Raw genomic sequence first — 15,078 nt, forward strand, 5'->3', positions numbered from 1 at the left:
GGCCGAACAGGGACTGTCCCCCTGCGGGAAGGGGGCTGTCCCCCTAAAAGGAGTTGGTCTTGGTTGAAAAAGGTATCATTAACCGTTTCGGAGGCTTTGAGCCGATTGCATGAATTAATCTCCGACCACTTCCAAAAAGGCCTTTACCTTTACTGCGCCGAGGCGGGGGAACAAGTTTTCTATACCGAAATAGAAGACAACCTCCAACAGCTTGATGGCAAAACACAGATAACGCTGGTGTTTTACACCGAATCCGAACTGCTCTCCGCCACGCTCGCCGACGCCCGTGGCTTTCTCGATCGTTGGCTCCACCAGCTGCCCGGTATCGCGGACCGTTTTTACGGCGGGCAGGGTTCCCCGGACATGCTGGTCCAATTAGCGGAGGCCTTGCAGTATCTGCAAACGGTAAGCATTCAGCTTTCGGCCCGCGGTTACGGCCTCGCCGGCTGGCCGGAGCGCCTGCGGGACGCGGCCCGGGAGTTGCTCCAAGTCACGGAGGCGAACCGGGCTGTCCAACAGGGAGATTTTCTGCTTTATGAGTTGCAGGGTGCCTTGGAGGGACTGCGGGACCGGCTGGCCCGCATTGAAGTTGTGGCTGGTGATCACCAATGATTTGGGAACAGAATCTGCGCGCCATCCGGCGTCGCGATCCGGCATTGGCCGAACTGCTCGAAAACACTCCCTCCGCGGACGGTTTAGACGTAATTACCGCCAAAAACGGCGACCCGGTTCCGGTGTGGCGGAATCAGCCGCTCGCCAGCCGGTACGATCCGCGCCGTGAGGCGCAAGCCTGGGCGGCGGGTATAGTCAATGATGTTCCCTCGGCCGGCCGGGCCTATCTCGTTTTCGGGCTGGGTCTGGGCTATCATCTGGAGGCGCTGCTCCAAAAGGACCCCGGCGCCCACTTTATGGTTTTTGAAATCGAACCCGGGTGGTGGCGGCGGCTGCTGGAACTCCGTGACGTGCGCCACCTCATCAAGCATAAGCGGGTGTTCATCCAGCCCGCTTTTGACTTCTCTGCCGGCAGTCCGGTTTTTGACTGGCTGCTGCAGGGCACTTTTGCCGGGGAAGTGAAGGTGGCGGAAATACCGGCTTATCGCGACCTGTTTCCGGAAGCCCACCACCAATGGCGGCAAGGAGTATTGGATTCTTTACACCACCTCCGGGTGGGACTGGCGACCCGGGAGCACTGGAAAGATGTGTGGCTGCAGAACAGCATCGCCAATCTGTTCGCGATTTTCGCCAATCCCGGCGTCTCCGACCTCCTGGACAGTTTGACCGCTACCCCGGCGGTGATGGTGGCCGCCGGCCCTTCGCTGAACGAACACCTGGAGACTCTGCGCGGCCTGGTCGGCCGGGTACCGATCATCGCGGCCGGCACCGGCGTGGTCCCCCTGGTCCAGGCCGGCATTCATCCTGATTATATGGTTTCCATCGACCCCGGCGAGGCCAACTACGCCGCCCTGAAGGATTACCTGGACCTGCCCGATACCACCCTGGTCTTCTTTTCCTCCCTGCACCCCCGGGTGGCGGCCGAATTCCGGGGACCGAAAGTGTCCGCCTTCGCCGACCAGGAGCACCTGCCCCAGTGGCTGGGCGAACTGGCCGGCTGGAACCATAAGGGCGTCCTGCCCGACGCCGCCTCGGTGGCCATCCCCACTTTCAAGTTCATCCTCGACCTCGGCTGTCCGGAAATCATCCTCCTGGGCCAGGACTTGTCCTTCCTGGACCCGGAGAATTTCTACGCCGGCCGGCGAAAAATCACGGTCACCGACTACCTGCCCCGGACCAACATCGCCGGGGAAACGGCCTACACCACCAGGCAACTGCTGACCATGCGGCGCGAGCTGGAAATGTACATCGCCCAGGCCAACCAGCGCGGCCGCCGGGTTTATAACGCTTCGCGCACCGGCCTGCCCATCGCGGGCGCCGCCCCGGTGGACTTCGCGGCCTGGGCCCGGGAACAGGCCGGCCGGCGCTTCACCCGCCCGGAATCAATCCTCGGGCAGCCGTCCCCGGAGGAAATCCTGGAAAAACTTCGGGAGCCGCTGGCCACCGTACGCCGGGAACTATCCACCCTGCGCGAGACGGCCGCCGCCGCCACACTGGCGCTGGCCCCCCTGCGCGACCAAAACCGGCCGCCCGACCCGCTCGGGGCACCCGCGTTAGCGGGTCGGGTACCCCCGGGTACCCCGGGCGGGTACCCCCAGGCCGCCCGCAAAGCGACGGCCGACCAGCTGAGCACGGCGGTGCCCCGGCTCAACCAAATACTGAACCACACCGCCTACCAGAAAATCATCCGGCGCACGGTCAGCAACCTGGACCTCCTGGTGCGCACCCGCAAACTGGACCTGGACACTGCTGACGCCGCCCAGGTCCGGGACTTTGTCACCATGCTGTACAACTTCGCCACCGCGGTGGGCGGCCGCGCCGAACGCTACCACGCCGAACTGAGGAAGATCGAACCCGGGAAACCGGACGCGCTCTAACTCCGGGCCACCACCCGTGCGGCGTTTGTGATGTAAAATTCTCGGCGGTGGGGGCTAAAGTTTGGCGGCCGAGCACCGAAATAGAGGTTAGGGAGATCGACTCCCGGAAGTAGACGTGGCCACGCTCTAACTTCAACGAAACAATTTAAGGGGGGGATAATGATGAGAGTACAAACCAATATCGCGGCCCTCAATACCCACCGGAATTTGGGCGTCAACCAGATGATGGCCGGGCGGGCCTTGGAAAAACTGTCCTCGGGCTTCCGGATCAACCGGGCGGCCGACGATGCCGCCGGGCTGGCCATCTCCGAGCAGATGCGCGGCCAGATCCGGGGTCTCGGCCAGGCCGTCCGCAACGCCCAGGACGGCATCTCGATGGTCCAAACGGCCGAGGGCGCACTCCAGGAAATACACACCATCCTGCAGCGCATGCGTGAGTTGGCCGTCCAGGCCGCCAACGACACCCTGGCCGCCTCCGACCGGGCGCAAATCCAGGGAGAGGTTGACCAGTTGGTGTCCGAAGTGAACCGGATCAGCAACAACACCGAGTTCAATGCCCGGATCCTGCTCGACGGTTCGCTCTCGGCGGCGACCACGTTACAGGCCACCAGGCTTGAGGGGCCGGTGTTGTGGAGGGCAGCAGTCGGCGGCTTGGCTACGGGTGCCACTGTGCTGACCGCTTTGCACGACACCGCCGGCAACCCTCTGGGCATCGCCACCGGTGATGTGATCACCTTCGAGGCCGTCGTAAATGGAGTACATAAGACCGGATCCTTCACCGTACCAGCAGCAGCCAGCGGGATGGAGCTGCAAGATCTGACCGCCAGGATGAACGCCACCGGTTGGATCACCGGCGCCACCGTATCCGCCGGCAAGATCACCTTCCAGGGCCAAAACCAGGGCGAAGTGCACCACATCGCCGGGTTCACCATGAGGGTAGTCGATAGTGCAGGTAACGAAAAGACCACGGCCAGCCGGTACCTCAACCAGTTCGTGATTACCCAGGTCGCTCAGAACGCCTCGGCCGACGATGCCGCCCGCCTGATGGTCGGCGCCAACGAGGGCCAGTTGATGACAGTGAGCATCGCAAAGACCAACGCCACCACCTTGGCCATCCAAGGCATTAGGGTAGATACCCAGCCGCAGGCCAACATCGCCGTCAAGGTCATCGATGAGGCCCTCGGTACGGTTTCCACGAACCGGGCCCGCCTCGGCGCCGTCCAGAACCGGCTGGAGCACACCATCGCCAACCTGGGGGCCACCGCCGAGAACCTGACGGCCGCCGAATCCCGGATCCGCGACGCGGACATGGCCGCCGAGATGATGGAGTTCACCAAGTTCAACATCCTGAGCCAGGCCTCCATCGCCATGCTGGCACAGGCCAACCTGCAGCCGCAGGCCGTATTGCAGTTGCTCGCCTAGCCGGAGTGAAGAGAGAGGCAAGGTAAGGGCATCGGGGGAATGAAAAAGTGGTCGAGGGAGCCATCCGCGAGGATGGCTCCCGGTCATGACATAAACGCTGTCTTCGACACCTGTACATCCAGTTCCTGCCGGACAGCTAAAGATTTTCGCGCACCACCCGATATATTTACTAAGATTCTGTGAGGAGGTACTCCCAATGCGGGTGGAATCGGTAACACCGAGCAGACCCCCGGAAGAGGCGGTGCAGCGCCGGCAGCAGCCGCCGCGGACCGAGGCACCGGAAAGCGCCCGGCACGAAGCCAAGAACGAAGCCAAAAGGGACGAACCGCGCGCCGTGCAGTCCCTGGAACAGGAACTGACCGCCGCGATCGAGCTGGTGAACCGGGTCCTGCAAACCCGGAACCGGAGTTTTGAGTTTTCCGTGCACGAGCCCACCAAGGAGATCATTGTGCGGGTGATCGATACGAAAAGCAATGAAGTGGTCAAGGAGATCCCGCCGGAAGAGATTCTGGACCTGGTGGCCAAGCTGTGGGAAATGGCGGGGCTTTTTGTGGATGAACGCCGCTGAAGTAGTCGTCGGTCGTCGGTGGTCAGTCGTCGGACCGGCGTAAAATGGGGACTGGCTCGTTTTCCGGCAAGTAACGCCGTTCCACCTGGCATCATTATCGCTTCGGGAAAGGTGCCTATCTCTATTCTACGGTTCTTAAGGAGGCGGAAGGATGAGTGTCATCCGTATCGGCGGGTTGGCCACGGGCCTGGACACCTACCAGATGATCCAGGATCTGATGAAGGTGCACCGCAAGCCGGTGGACAGGCTGCGCCAGGAGCGCCAGGTGCTGGAGTGGCGGCGGGAGGACTACCGCGGTATCAACTCCGCCTTGCTCAACTTCCGCAACGGCACGGTCTTTTCGATGCGCCTCAGTTCCACGTTCCTGGCCAAGACGGTGGCATCGTCAAACCCCGCGGCGGTGACCGCCACGGCCTCGCCGGGGGCCGCAAAAGCCGATTATGCCGTCACGGTGACCTCCCTGGCCACGACCGCCTACAAGGCCAGTACCGGCACGGTGTCGGCGAGCGGCGCGGACAAGGTGGATCCGGATGCAACGCTCTGGTCCCAGCGCGCTAAGTTCGGCAGCAATCAGTTTGGGTGGAACCTTGCCTCGGTCGCCGGCGAGAACATCGCGGGCACCGGCACGAACTTCTACCAACTGGCGCACGCCTGGATCACCCCAGGCAGCGCGGCGGTGAAAGTGGTGTACGGGACGGGAGGTGAACAAGTCTACCAGGTTTACTACACCCGCGAGGCCTACAACGCGGGCGTTGAGGCCCACAAGGTTCTGGTCGATACCAACACCGGGGCGCTTGAGTTCAACCAGGTCGTGGCCGAAGGGGACACGGTGGTGGCCGGCTACGAGTACAACACCCGCACCTTCGACTTCAGCCTCACCACCTACAACCAGAACGGCACGCCCAACAACAGGACTTTCACCGTGGACGCGGTTACGGAAACCCTGAACGGGGTGCTCAACCGCATCTCGGCGGACAGCGCGCTGGGGCTCGTGGCCTTCTACGAGGGGTCCTCGGACCGGGTGTCCGTATCCACGACCCGTACCGGCGACAACAATGCCGCGGGTGATGAAATCGGGGTGGGGACCACCGGGTTCCTGGCCGAGGTGTTGAGACTCGGTACCGCCGTCGAGCAGGGGGGCACCAACGCCCGGATCACGCTCAACGGCCTGGACATCACCCGCCCCACCAATGAATTCAGCCTGAACAACGTGCATTTCAGCCTGAAGGCGACAGGCACCGCCACCCTGACTGTCCGCAGCGACACCGCGTTCGTGTTTCAGCATATCAGGGGTTTCATTGACGCCTACAACGGTATTCTGGATCTGCTCAACGGCAAATTGCAGGAGGAGCGTTTCCGCGATTACCTCCCGCTCCTGGACGACGACCCTGCCCGGGAACGCATGACCGAGAAGCAGATTGATCAGTGGGAGCAGAAGGCCCGCAGCGGCCTGCTGCGCCACGACAGCCTCCTGAGCAGCATCGTCAACCGGCTGCGGACGGACGTCTTCACCCCGGTTTCCGGCCTCGGCGCTTCGCTGAACCACCTGGTGCACATCGGCATTACGGTCGGCAGCTTCGCCGACCAGGGCAAGCTGGTGATCGACGAGGCCAAGCTCCGGCGCGCCATCGAGCAGGACCCGGAGGGCGTGGCCCGGCTTTTCAACCAGAGCGGCACCACCAATGAGGAACAGGGTATCGGGCACCGGCTGTACGGCTACCTGGATACGGCCATCAAGCAGCTCACCGCCCGGGCGGGATCGCCAACCTACGCCTCGTCCTATGATCCCAGCTGGTTGGGCCGCCAGATCAGCATGCTCGATGAACGGATGCAGAGGACCGAAGAACGCCTGGAGAAGTTGGAAGACCGCTACTGGAAACAGTTCACCGCCCTGGAGCGGGCCATTTCCCGGATGAACGCTCAGAGCATGTGGCTCGCGCAGCAGTTCGGCGGGGGAATGTTCCAGGGGTAGATTTAAGGAGGTAGTACCGTGGCCGTCACCAACCCGTTCGCACATTACCAACAAAACGCTGTTTTGAACGCAGGGCCGGGACAACTGGTACTGATGCTTTTTAACGGCATTCTGAGGTTCGTCAAACAGGCCGACCTGGCGCTGGAAAACGGAGATCTGCCGCGGGCGCACAACGCCCTGGTAAGGGCCCAGGATATCGTTTCCTATCTGCGGGAGACGCTGAACACTGACTTCAAAATCGGGCAGGATCTGGATGCGCTCTACGACTACATCTACAACCGGCTCGTCCAGGCCAACCTAAAAAAGGAACGGGAGATGCTGGCCGAGGTGGACCGGATGGTCCGGGAACTGAAAGAAGCCTGGAGCCAGGCCTTGAAGCCGAGAAGCGCCCCGGAACAGGAGCCCGCGAAACGTGAAGGATAGCCCGGGCGTAAAGGGCACAGGGTGCGGCCCGGCGGCCTGGAGCCCGATCGCGGACGAGCAGCTCCAACTCGCGCGGCGGATACTGGAGATCGTGCGGGAACAACGCGAAGCGATCGCCGGGCTTCCGGAAGAAGAAACCCTGGACCGTTTCATGGCGTTGGCGGGAGAGCGGCAGGAGTGCATGGACCGCTTCGACCGCCTCCAGGCGGTACGATCGGCCGCAACAGCAGTACAGCCGCCGGGTGACGGGTTGGATGCCGAAGTCCGGCAGGTGTCGGCTGCGATCGAGGCTCTGTTCCGGGAGGCGGCGGAGATAGACGCGGCCAACCGGCAGCGCCTGGAGGAAAGCCGTGACCTGGTGCGGGAAGAAATCCGGCGGGCGCGGCAGGGCCGGGATGCTCTCCGGAGCTACGGGCGGCAGGAACTCGGGGGCAGAGGCCTGACCGACGGAGCTTTTGTGGACCGGAAGGAGTAAGAAAGGGTCTGAAATCAGGAGTCGGTAGAAAGGATTAGCTAAGCTGAAAAAGGGGTCAGACCCCTTTTTCCTTTAGGTTTCGGTGTCGATGACCAGCCCCACCGCGTTGGAGAACTGCCGCGCCAGGGCGGGAAGTTCCTTGACGTCCACCTCCAGGATGGTCGCGCCGGTCTCCTTGTTCATCATCCGGATCCGGTGGCGCTTCCCTTCGCGGTCGCGGTTCAGGCGAAAGATGACCTGCTGGTTGAACATCTCGGCCATCCGGTTCAGCCGTTCCACGGCCCGCACCATATCCCGCAGATCGTTCGGGGGCGGGTTTTGCGCCAGTTCACGGGCCGGGTTCACCCGGTCCGCGCCCTCGATCCGGCGGGCCATCGCGTCGTACTGGGCCAGAGACTGCAGGCCGCCGGCCCCGATTTTCATGGCGGATCACCCCCAATGAGAGTCTTAGAAAGACCGTCCCCAGTCTCCCTGGAGGTGCTTTTTAGCGCAGGTAGTTGAGCAGGCTGACGTGCATCAGCCGGGCCGCGGTGGACAGGGTGGCCTGGAGCACCAGTTCGTGCCGGTTGATCCGGATCACGGCCTCAGCCACGTCCGTGTCCCCGATCTTGGACAGCACCTCGGTCAACTGCTCGTTCTGGATCTGGATCTGGGCCTGGAGCTTCTCCAACTGGTAGCCGCGGCTGCCCAGGTCACCGCGGCCCTGCAACAGGGTGTCGATGTGGCCTTCGAGGACGCCGATCAGGCCCGCCACCCCGCTCTGCTCGCCCGCCATCAGGCGGTCACGCAAGTCGAACAGGGCGTCGAACATGGTGGCGCGCAGTACGGGGTTGCCGCCCTCGTCCTTCATCGCCTCGACCTGGAACACTTGGCCCGGATCGATGGTCTCCACGAGCTTGTTCAGGGTCAGCACCCGGCCCCAACCCTCTCCGGTGACCTGTTCAAGCCATACTTCGGGCGGAGTGTAGACGACCATTTCCTGTCCATCCACAACGGTTCTTTCGAACAGCCCCTCCGGCTTGACACCCCCGCGGGACGCGTTCGCGAAACCGACCAGGGCAGTGATCATCCGGTCGACCTCAAAGGCCAGGTTCTTCAGGTCGGAAGGAGAATAGGTGCCGGTGGCGCCCTGGACGGCCATCACCCGGGCGTCCTGCATCACTTGCGTCGCCTGAGCGAGCGCCTCTTCGGCGCGGTTTAAGCGCGACCTTTGCAGGTCGATGCTCAGGACATAGTCCCGGATCTCACTGGTGGCGGTACGCAGTGACAGGACCTGGCTCAGGGCCGCCGGGTCCTCGCTCAGGCGGTTGATCCGCCGCCCGCTGGCGATCTGCTCCTGGACCCGGGCAGCGCCGAGATGCTCCCGGTGAATACTGCTCAGGAGGTTCTTGTAGAATAAGTGGGTGCTGATCCGCATTCTGCTAACCCCCAAATCGATTAGAGCATCCGGTTGATCAGGGTGTCCAGCAGCTCATCCAGCACCGTGATCACGCGGGCGGCCGCCTGGTACCCGTACTGGTACTGAATCATCCGGGTCAGTTCCTCATCCAGGTTCACCCCGGATACAGACTCCCGGAGCGCTTCGATCTGGCCCAGGATAGCGCTCACGTTGTCCCGGCCCCGCTGCGCAGCGTTCAGGTCGGCGCCGATCCCGGTGACCAATTGCTGGTAGTAGCCGTCCAGGGTGGTGTCGTCCTCGCCGTCCCCGTCGGCATCGACCACGCGCTGCTCACGAATCTGGGCAACCGCCCAGGCCTGCTCCGCAGTTACCTGCGCCAGGGCCCCTTCCGCTTCGGGCCCGATGGATATGGGGCCGGTCTTGTAGTCATAATCGGCGACAATGGTTTCGGTCCCCTCGATTATCCGGCCAAACTGCAGCGTTCCGGTGATTGTATCCACCAGTACCCAGTCGCCGGACCCCGGGGGTAGCTCATCCCCTTCGAAATACACCTCAAACGGATTGCCGTCGACCGTGATGGTGACGGTATTCGCAATCAACCAGCCGTTCGCCAGTCGGTGGGCGTCAGTGCCGCCCCCGGCGGCGGTTTCGCCGGTCACTCTTTCGATGTTGAACGCAAAGAATTCAAGAGCCAGCACTCCGTTCACCGCGTTCGCCAGGCTCAACATCAGAAGTTCAAGTTGCTTCAAGTACTCCTTGACCCTCGCGCCCACGGCGAAGGTGCCGGCCAACCCGCCCCGGGTACTGCCCTCCAGCGCCTCTATGAGATTTTGCAGACTTTCATGATCGGCGGCCAGTTCGGTAAATCCGCGGTCGGTTGCCAGGTAGCCGTCACCGTTCACCAGTTCCAAACCGTAAACGCTGACGCTGACCAGATTGAGTTCGGCGTTGGTCACGGTCACACTCACGTCCGCCAGTTTGGACAATTCATCCAACAGGTAGTCCCGCCGGTTCAAGAGGTCGTTGGGGTTGGCGCCGGCGGTGCGCTGGTAGGCGATCTCCCGGTTCAGTTCGGCAATCTGCCGGCCGATGGAGTTGATTCGGCCCACCTGCTGTGCAAAGAGGTCGTTTCCGCCGATGAGGTCGTTTCTCACGTTCGTCAGCGAGTAATAGGCCAGGGAAAGGCTGTTTGCCAACGTCTCGGCCGCGCCCCGCACCGCCGACCGGGAGCCGGGGTTGGCCGGGTCCTGGACCAGGTAGTGCCAGGTGCTGAAGAAATTACCCAGGAGCGCCTGGATCCCGAAGTCGGTGGGTTCCGGCAGCACGGCCTCCACGCGCTGCAGGGCGGTCTCCACTCCGGACCAGTAGCCGATGGCCGACTGGGCCTCCCGCACCTGGCGGTCGAGGTAGGCATCGCTGTACCGTTTGATCTCCACCGCGCTCATCCCCGTGCCCAACTGTCCGGGCCGCGGAGAGAACACCGACGGGTAGGCGATGGCCGGCGTGGACTGGAGCACGGCCTCCTGCCGCTTATATCCCGGCGTGTTGATGTTGGCGATGTTGTGCGCCGTGGTGTTCATCGCCTGCTGGTGCCCGTGCAGGCTGCGCCGGGCGATTTCGATGCCGAGAAAGGACACCGGGGAAAACCCCTTTCCGGTTAAGAATTCGGAACAAAAATCACGCTTCTTTGTTGAGGATCAGGGACCGGGCCTCCCCGGCTTCTCCACGGACCCCGTCCGGCGCGTAGGTCGCGGTCGTACCCGCGACAAATTGTAAAATGGCCCGGTTGAAGCGGGCCGCGTTCAGCATCAGCACGTAGTTCGCGTGGTTCCGGTGCCGGATCTCTTCGATCAGGGATCCCAGACGCCGGCCCGCCTGTTCCAGTTCCCGGCCCACCGGCGCCGGCAGGACGGCCAACAATTCGCGCAGCGGCGTGGTACCATCCAATTCGTGCTCCTCGGCCAGCGCCCTGGCGGTCGCTTCGCGCCGTTCCTCCGCCTGGCGCAGCTCGTCGGTCAGTTTCTCCAGAGCCGGCACGGACGCTTCGAGCCCTGCCAGATCCAGCCTGAGCAGGGCCTGTTGCTGTTCGTCCAATGTGTGTACAATCCCGGCCGCCAGCTCTATTTCCTGCCGGAGGCAGGCGGCCAGGTCGTTAACGGTCATTCGCCCTCCCCGCCCCATTCCCGCACCAGACCTGCAGCGATCTTTTCGGCGTCGGCATCATAGGTGCCGGCCTGAATCTCCGCCTTGAGGCGCTCCACCAGTTCGGTCCGGACCGCGGGCAACTCGGCCAGCTTCTGCCGGTACGCCTGGAGTTCGCGCGCCTGGTCGGAAAGCTCGACGCTATCCCTCTCCTCGGCACCCTCCGTCCGGGGATGTTCCCCGGGTTTGCGATCCACTATCTGGCGACCGTAGATTCGCGTCAGGTCCACCCCGCCGGTCTTGTCTATCTTCATGGCCACCAACTCCCTTACAAGGCCCTTCTATAGTTATATCGCCTAAAACTTTTTCCACTCCGACCACCGACCACCTACATGGCCTTTCTATGTTGTATATCGCCCTAAATCATCCCAACTTTAGAGCTGCTGCACAACTTCGGCGGAGATTTCAGAAAGCGGCAGCACCCGGCAGGCGGCGCCGTTCTCCACGGCGGCCCGGGGCATGCCGTATACCACGCAACTGGCCTCATCCTGGGCAATGGTGTACCCGTTCTTTTGCTTGATGGCCAGCATCCCGCCGGCGCCGTCACGCCCCATCCCGGTAAGCAGCACACCCGTTACCCGGCTCCCGTATATGGCGGCCGCCTGGGTCATGACCTCGTCCACCGAGGGACGGAAGGTCCCTGGGGCCGGCGGGGTGTTGTCTTCGCTCACGCTGACCCGCACGCCGTCCGGGCCGGGCCGGAATCGGAAGGCTTTGCCGGCGGGGGCGATGAGGACCCGGCCGGGCACGACCGGATCGTTGTCCCGGGCGTGCCGGACCTCCATTGCGCATACCGCATCCAGGTGTTCGGCCAGTAAAGCCGTGAACCCGGCGGGCATGTGCTGCACCACCACCACCGCCGCCGGCAGGTTCGCCGGGAATCCGGGCAAGAGAACGCGGAGAGCGTTGGGCCCTCCGGTCGAGCAGCCGATGACCACCAGGTCGGTCTTTCTCTTCGGCGCCCGGGCCGCAACCGGTGCCAGGGGCGCACGGGGCGGCTCCGGCGCCACGGCCTGGGTCAGGGCACCGCGAACCGACGCCCCGGCGGCAGCGCTGATTTTCACCGCCAGCTCCGCTATGATCGCGGTTATGTCGGCTGTGCCGATGGGTTTCGGCACGAAATCGACCGCGCCGAGGGCCAGGGCCTCGATGGTCGCCTTGCTCCCGGCCCGGGTGTGGGCGCTGAGCATGATCACGGGCACCGGATAGCTGATCATGAGTTCACGCAGAGTGTTCAAGCCGTCGAGTTCCGGCATCTCCACGTCCATGACCACCACTTCGGGCCGGAGCACCGGGATCTTCCGCAGGGCGTCTTTCCCATTCATCGCGGTGCCCACGACCTCGAACCCGATCTCGCGAAGCCGGCGCCCGATGATGGTCCGGACCACGGCTGAGTCATCGACCAGGAAAACCCTAACCGGCGGCATACACTCTGCCTTGGCGGCCGCGGGTGCCGATGGTTTCCGCAAGGAGCGCCCGCACGTCTACGATCAGAGCCACCTTCCCATCCCCAAGAATGGTCGCCCCCGAAATCCCGGGTATCCGCCCCAGCAGATCGCCCAGGGACTTGATCACGATTTCCTGCTCTCCGACGAGCCGGTCCACCACCACACCAACGCGGTCCTGGCCGGTGCCGATGATTACCACGTAAAGTCTCCCTTCCGGATCGGTTTCCCGTTGCCGGAACAGGCGGCGCAGGCGGACCAGGGGCAAAACCTCGCCGCGAACCACCACCACCTCGGCATCCCTGATCATGCGGATCTCCGCCGGGTCAATCTGCATGGTTTCGACCACATTGGCCAGCGGAAAGGCGTACACGTAATTGCCCAGTTCGACCATCAGCGCCCGGATGATCGCCAGGGTCAGCGGCAGCTTGATGGTGACCGCCGTACCCTGTCCCGGGGTGCTGCGCATTTCCACCAGACCGTTGATCTGCTCGATCTGACTTTTCACCACGTCCATGCCCACGCCCCGGCCGGAAATGTCACTCACGTCGGCCGCCGTGGAAAAACCGGCCTGGAAGATCAGGTTCAGCGCGTCCTGGTCAGTCAGACGGGCCAAGGTTTCCTCGTCAAGAAGCTGCATTTCCCGCGCCCTGGCCCGCAGTCGGTCCGGGTCCAAACCCCGGCCGTCGTCCTCCACGATGATCACAATGTGGTTTTCCTGGTGAAAGGCGCGCAGAGTCAGGGTGCCCGCACGCGGCTTGCCGAACCCGAGCCGCTCCTCGGGCATCTCCAGCCCGTGATCCACGGCGTTTCGGATCAGGTGCACCAGCGGGTCGCTGATGATTTCGATTACGTTCCGGTCCAGTTCGGTGTCCCGCCCCTCGATGACCAGGTTCACCTCCTTGCCCAACTTCTGGGCCAGGTCCCGGACCATCCGCGGGAAGCGGTTGAACACCTGGGCGATCGGGAGCATCCGGGCCATCATGATTTCCTCTTGGAGGTCACTGGTGATCTGCCCCAGGTGGCTCGAGATTTCGTTCAAGGTGTCGATCATTTCCTCCGAGCGGTATTTCAGCTCCATGATGTCCGCGAAGCGCTCCAGCCTGGTCCGCTCGATCACCAGTTCACCAACCAGGTTCATCAGGCTGTCCAGCTTCTGGACGTCGATCCGGACGGTCCGGATGGCTTTCTTGTGGGCGTTCAAGGAGTCGAACTGCTCCACGCGGGCGGCCGGAGCGGGTCCGGCCGCGGTGGACGTTCCACCCGGAGTATGCGCGGGGGTAATTGTATCGCCGCCCGCCTCTTCCAAGACCGCTACCGGTGTTACCGTTACGGCGCTTACCTCGGCGATGAGCGACAAAGCCCCCTGCAGCCGGTCCGCATCTTCCTCGGAGAGTACAAGCAGCTCAAACCCCGCACCGTAATTGCCCTGTTCCAGGTCCTCCACCGGCGGTTCGGACTGAATCACCTGCACCCCGGCTTTCTCCAATGTCTGGAAAACCAGAAAGGCCCGTACCGATTTCATCTGACAGCCGGGATCGATGTCCACCCGGACGCGGTAGGCACTGTACCCCTGATCCACGGCTTCCCGGAGCACCTCCCAATGGGCATCAGTGACCACTAGCCCGGCGGCCCCTTCCGAACCCGCAGCCGCCCCGGCCCCGGTCGCGCCGGCGTCACCGACTTCGGCCGACTCCTGCTCACAGAATTCCCGCAACTTTTCCATCACGGGGCCGGTATCGATTTCCCGGTCCGTCCCCCCGATGACCTTATCGCGCAACAATTTGAGCGTGTCCAGCGCCTCCAGCAGCACGTCCACCATGCGGGGCGTACTGTGCACACGACCCTCCCGCAACAGGGTAAGAAGGTTCTCCATCTCGTGCGTGAGCGCGGACATTTGGTCGTATCCCAGGATCCCGGACGAACCCTTAATGGTATGCGCCGCCCGGAATATCTCCTGGATGGTTTCGGGGTTGTCCCCCTCCCGCTCGAGCGCCAGGAATCCGTCGTTCAATATCTCTATCTTTTCGTCAAGCTCGTCCAGAAAGACCTGGATCTCTTCGGACGAAAACATGCCAATCCTCCTCAGGCGGGTTTTTCCGCCGCCAGTTCCATCCGCGCCTGCCGCAGCCGGGCCTGCTCCTTCTCGGCCAGGATCTTCTCCAGATCGAGCAGGATGATCAGACGGTCCCGCCATAGGGCAATCCCGCGCAGGTAGGCGGCGTCCACGCCGGCTACCATCGGCGGCGGCGGCTCAATGTCGGCTTGGGATATACGCAGGACCTCGGAAACCGCGTCCACGATCATGCCGATTGTCGTGCCGCCCATTTCCACGATGACAATACGGTTGTTGGCCGTTGATTCGGCCGGCGGCATGGCAAAACGTTTCCGGAGGTCAATGACCGGGATGATGTTCCCACGCAGTTTGATCACACCCTCCACGAACGAAGGCGCTTTCGGGACCCGGGTGATCGTTTCCATGCGAATGATCTCAAACACCCGGGCGATGTCCATGCCATAGGTCTGACCGGCCAGTTGGAAAACCACCAACTGCTCTTCCCTTTTCCTGGAAGCCTCGGCGTCAGCCATTTGTTCACCTCCCCAGATTGAAAAGTGCCCCGGTACGGGCTTTTGCATATCGTGTGGTATTTATTTATTTTATTATATAAGGTCTAATCGGACG

15 protein-coding genes are annotated in these 15,078 nt (G+C 62.9%); 7 read left to right on the plus strand and 8 right to left on the minus strand.

The annotated features are described in order from the left end of the window. Positions 1-105: 105 nt before the first annotated feature. From DAUD_RS08995 to DAUD_RS09025, 7 genes are all read left to right on the plus strand, one after another. Positions 106-612, plus strand: a complete 507-nt coding sequence (locus DAUD_RS08995) for a hypothetical protein (RefSeq protein ID WP_041570918.1) — start codon at positions 106-108, stop codon at positions 610-612. After that, positions 609-2,489: a motility associated factor glycosyltransferase family protein gene (locus DAUD_RS09000; RefSeq protein WP_012302855.1), complete on the plus strand. Its 1,881-nt coding sequence runs from the start codon at positions 609-611 to the stop codon at positions 2,487-2,489. The genes DAUD_RS08995 and DAUD_RS09000 overlap by 4 nt, the downstream gene beginning before the upstream one ends. 162 nt (positions 2,490-2,651) lie before the next feature. Then, positions 2,652-3,911: a flagellin N-terminal helical domain-containing protein gene (locus DAUD_RS09005; protein WP_041570919.1), complete on the plus strand. Its 1,260-nt coding sequence runs from the start codon at positions 2,652-2,654 to the stop codon at positions 3,909-3,911. A 196-nt stretch (positions 3,912-4,107) separates the two neighbouring features. Beyond that, on the plus strand, positions 4,108-4,479 hold the full coding sequence (locus tag DAUD_RS09010; protein ID WP_012302857.1) for a flagellar protein FlaG: 372 nt from the start codon (positions 4,108-4,110) through the stop codon (positions 4,477-4,479). Positions 4,480-4,630: 151 nt separating this feature from the next. Continuing rightward, complete coding sequence (gene fliD / locus DAUD_RS09015; RefSeq protein WP_012302858.1) at positions 4,631-6,451, plus strand: flagellar filament capping protein FliD; 1,821 nt, start codon at positions 4,631-4,633, stop codon at positions 6,449-6,451. Between the two features lie 18 nt (positions 6,452-6,469). Beyond that, positions 6,470-6,874 carry a flagellar export chaperone FliS gene (gene fliS, locus DAUD_RS09020; protein WP_012302859.1) on the plus strand — a complete coding sequence of 135 codons (405 nt, stop codon included), beginning with the start codon at positions 6,470-6,472 and terminating at the stop codon, positions 6,872-6,874. After that, positions 6,864-7,349 (plus strand): flagellar protein FlgN, encoded by a 486-nt coding sequence (locus tag DAUD_RS09025; RefSeq protein WP_012302860.1) that lies wholly within the window; start codon positions 6,864-6,866, stop codon positions 7,347-7,349. Before fliS ends, DAUD_RS09025 begins: the two co-directional genes overlap by 11 nt. 72 nt (positions 7,350-7,421) lie before the next feature. On the opposite strand, the gene DAUD_RS09030 is transcribed toward DAUD_RS09025, so the two are convergent. From DAUD_RS09030 to DAUD_RS09065, 8 genes are all read right to left on the minus strand, one after another. Further along, on the minus strand, positions 7,422-7,772 hold the full coding sequence (locus DAUD_RS09030; protein WP_012302861.1) for a flagellar protein FlaG: 351 nt from the start codon (positions 7,770-7,772) through the stop codon (positions 7,422-7,424). A 61-nt stretch (positions 7,773-7,833) separates the two neighbouring features. Next, positions 7,834-8,766 (minus strand): flagellin N-terminal helical domain-containing protein, encoded by a 933-nt coding sequence (locus tag DAUD_RS09035; protein ID WP_012302862.1) that lies wholly within the window; start codon positions 8,764-8,766, stop codon positions 7,834-7,836. Positions 8,767-8,786: 20 nt separating this feature from the next. After that, positions 8,787-10,385 carry a flagellar hook-associated protein FlgK gene (gene flgK / locus DAUD_RS09040; RefSeq protein ID WP_012302863.1) on the minus strand — a complete coding sequence of 533 codons (1,599 nt, stop codon included), beginning with the start codon at positions 10,383-10,385 and terminating at the stop codon, positions 8,787-8,789. A 40-nt stretch (positions 10,386-10,425) separates the two neighbouring features. Continuing rightward, on the minus strand, positions 10,426-10,911 hold the full coding sequence (locus DAUD_RS09045; RefSeq protein WP_012302864.1) for a flagellar protein FlgN: 486 nt from the start codon (positions 10,909-10,911) through the stop codon (positions 10,426-10,428). Further along, complete coding sequence (gene flgM / locus DAUD_RS09050; RefSeq protein WP_012302865.1) at positions 10,908-11,204, minus strand: flagellar biosynthesis anti-sigma factor FlgM; 297 nt, start codon at positions 11,202-11,204, stop codon at positions 10,908-10,910. Before flgM ends, DAUD_RS09045 begins: the two co-directional genes overlap by 4 nt. A 120-nt stretch (positions 11,205-11,324) precedes the next feature. After that, complete coding sequence (locus DAUD_RS09055) at positions 11,325-12,377, minus strand: protein-glutamate methylesterase/protein-glutamine glutaminase (protein WP_012302866.1); 1,053 nt, start codon at positions 12,375-12,377, stop codon at positions 11,325-11,327. Beyond that, the gene (locus DAUD_RS09060) at positions 12,364-14,469 is read right to left on the minus strand and encodes a chemotaxis protein CheA (protein WP_012302867.1); all 2,106 of its coding nucleotides are present in this window, start codon (positions 14,467-14,469) and stop codon (positions 12,364-12,366) included. The genes DAUD_RS09055 and DAUD_RS09060 overlap by 14 nt, the downstream gene beginning before the upstream one ends. Positions 14,470-14,480: 11 nt before the next feature. Further along, positions 14,481-14,984: a chemotaxis protein CheW gene (locus tag DAUD_RS09065; RefSeq protein WP_012302868.1), complete on the minus strand. Its 504-nt coding sequence runs from the start codon at positions 14,982-14,984 to the stop codon at positions 14,481-14,483. Between the last annotated feature and the right edge of the window lie 94 nt (positions 14,985-15,078).

Source organism: Candidatus Desulforudis audaxviator MP104C (genome assembly GCF_000018425.1).
Taxonomy (GTDB): Bacteria; Bacillota; Desulfotomaculia; order Desulfotomaculales; family Desulforudaceae; genus Desulforudis; species Desulforudis audaxviator.

Excerpts from the sequence above, each read along its gene's own strand:
- DAUD_RS09000 (WP_012302855.1), top strand. The coding sequence starts at position 609 with ATGATTTGGGAACAGAATCTGCGCGCCATCCGGCGTCGCGATCCGGCA.
- DAUD_RS09005 (WP_041570919.1), top strand. The coding sequence starts at position 2,652 with ATGAGAGTACAAACCAATATCGCGGCCCTCAATACCCACCGGAATTTG.
- DAUD_RS09010 (WP_012302857.1), top strand. The coding sequence starts at position 4,108 with ATGCGGGTGGAATCGGTAACACCGAGCAGACCCCCGGAAGAGGCGGTG.
- fliD (WP_012302858.1), top strand. The coding sequence starts at position 4,631 with ATGAGTGTCATCCGTATCGGCGGGTTGGCCACGGGCCTGGACACCTAC.
- DAUD_RS09030 (WP_012302861.1), bottom strand. The coding sequence starts at position 7,772 with ATGAAAATCGGGGCCGGCGGCCTGCAGTCTCTGGCCCAGTACGACGCG.
- DAUD_RS09035 (WP_012302862.1), bottom strand. The coding sequence starts at position 8,766 with ATGCGGATCAGCACCCACTTATTCTACAAGAACCTCCTGAGCAGTATT.
- DAUD_RS09045 (WP_012302864.1), bottom strand. The coding sequence starts at position 10,911 with ATGACCGTTAACGACCTGGCCGCCTGCCTCCGGCAGGAAATAGAGCTG.
- flgM (WP_012302865.1), bottom strand. The coding sequence starts at position 11,204 with ATGAAGATAGACAAGACCGGCGGGGTGGACCTGACGCGAATCTACGGT.
- DAUD_RS09055 (WP_012302866.1), bottom strand. The coding sequence starts at position 12,377 with ATGCCGCCGGTTAGGGTTTTCCTGGTCGATGACTCAGCCGTGGTCCGG.
- DAUD_RS09060 (WP_012302867.1), bottom strand. The coding sequence starts at position 14,469 with ATGTTTTCGTCCGAAGAGATCCAGGTCTTTCTGGACGAGCTTGACGAA.
- DAUD_RS09065 (WP_012302868.1), bottom strand. The coding sequence starts at position 14,984 with ATGGCTGACGCCGAGGCTTCCAGGAAAAGGGAAGAGCAGTTGGTGGTT.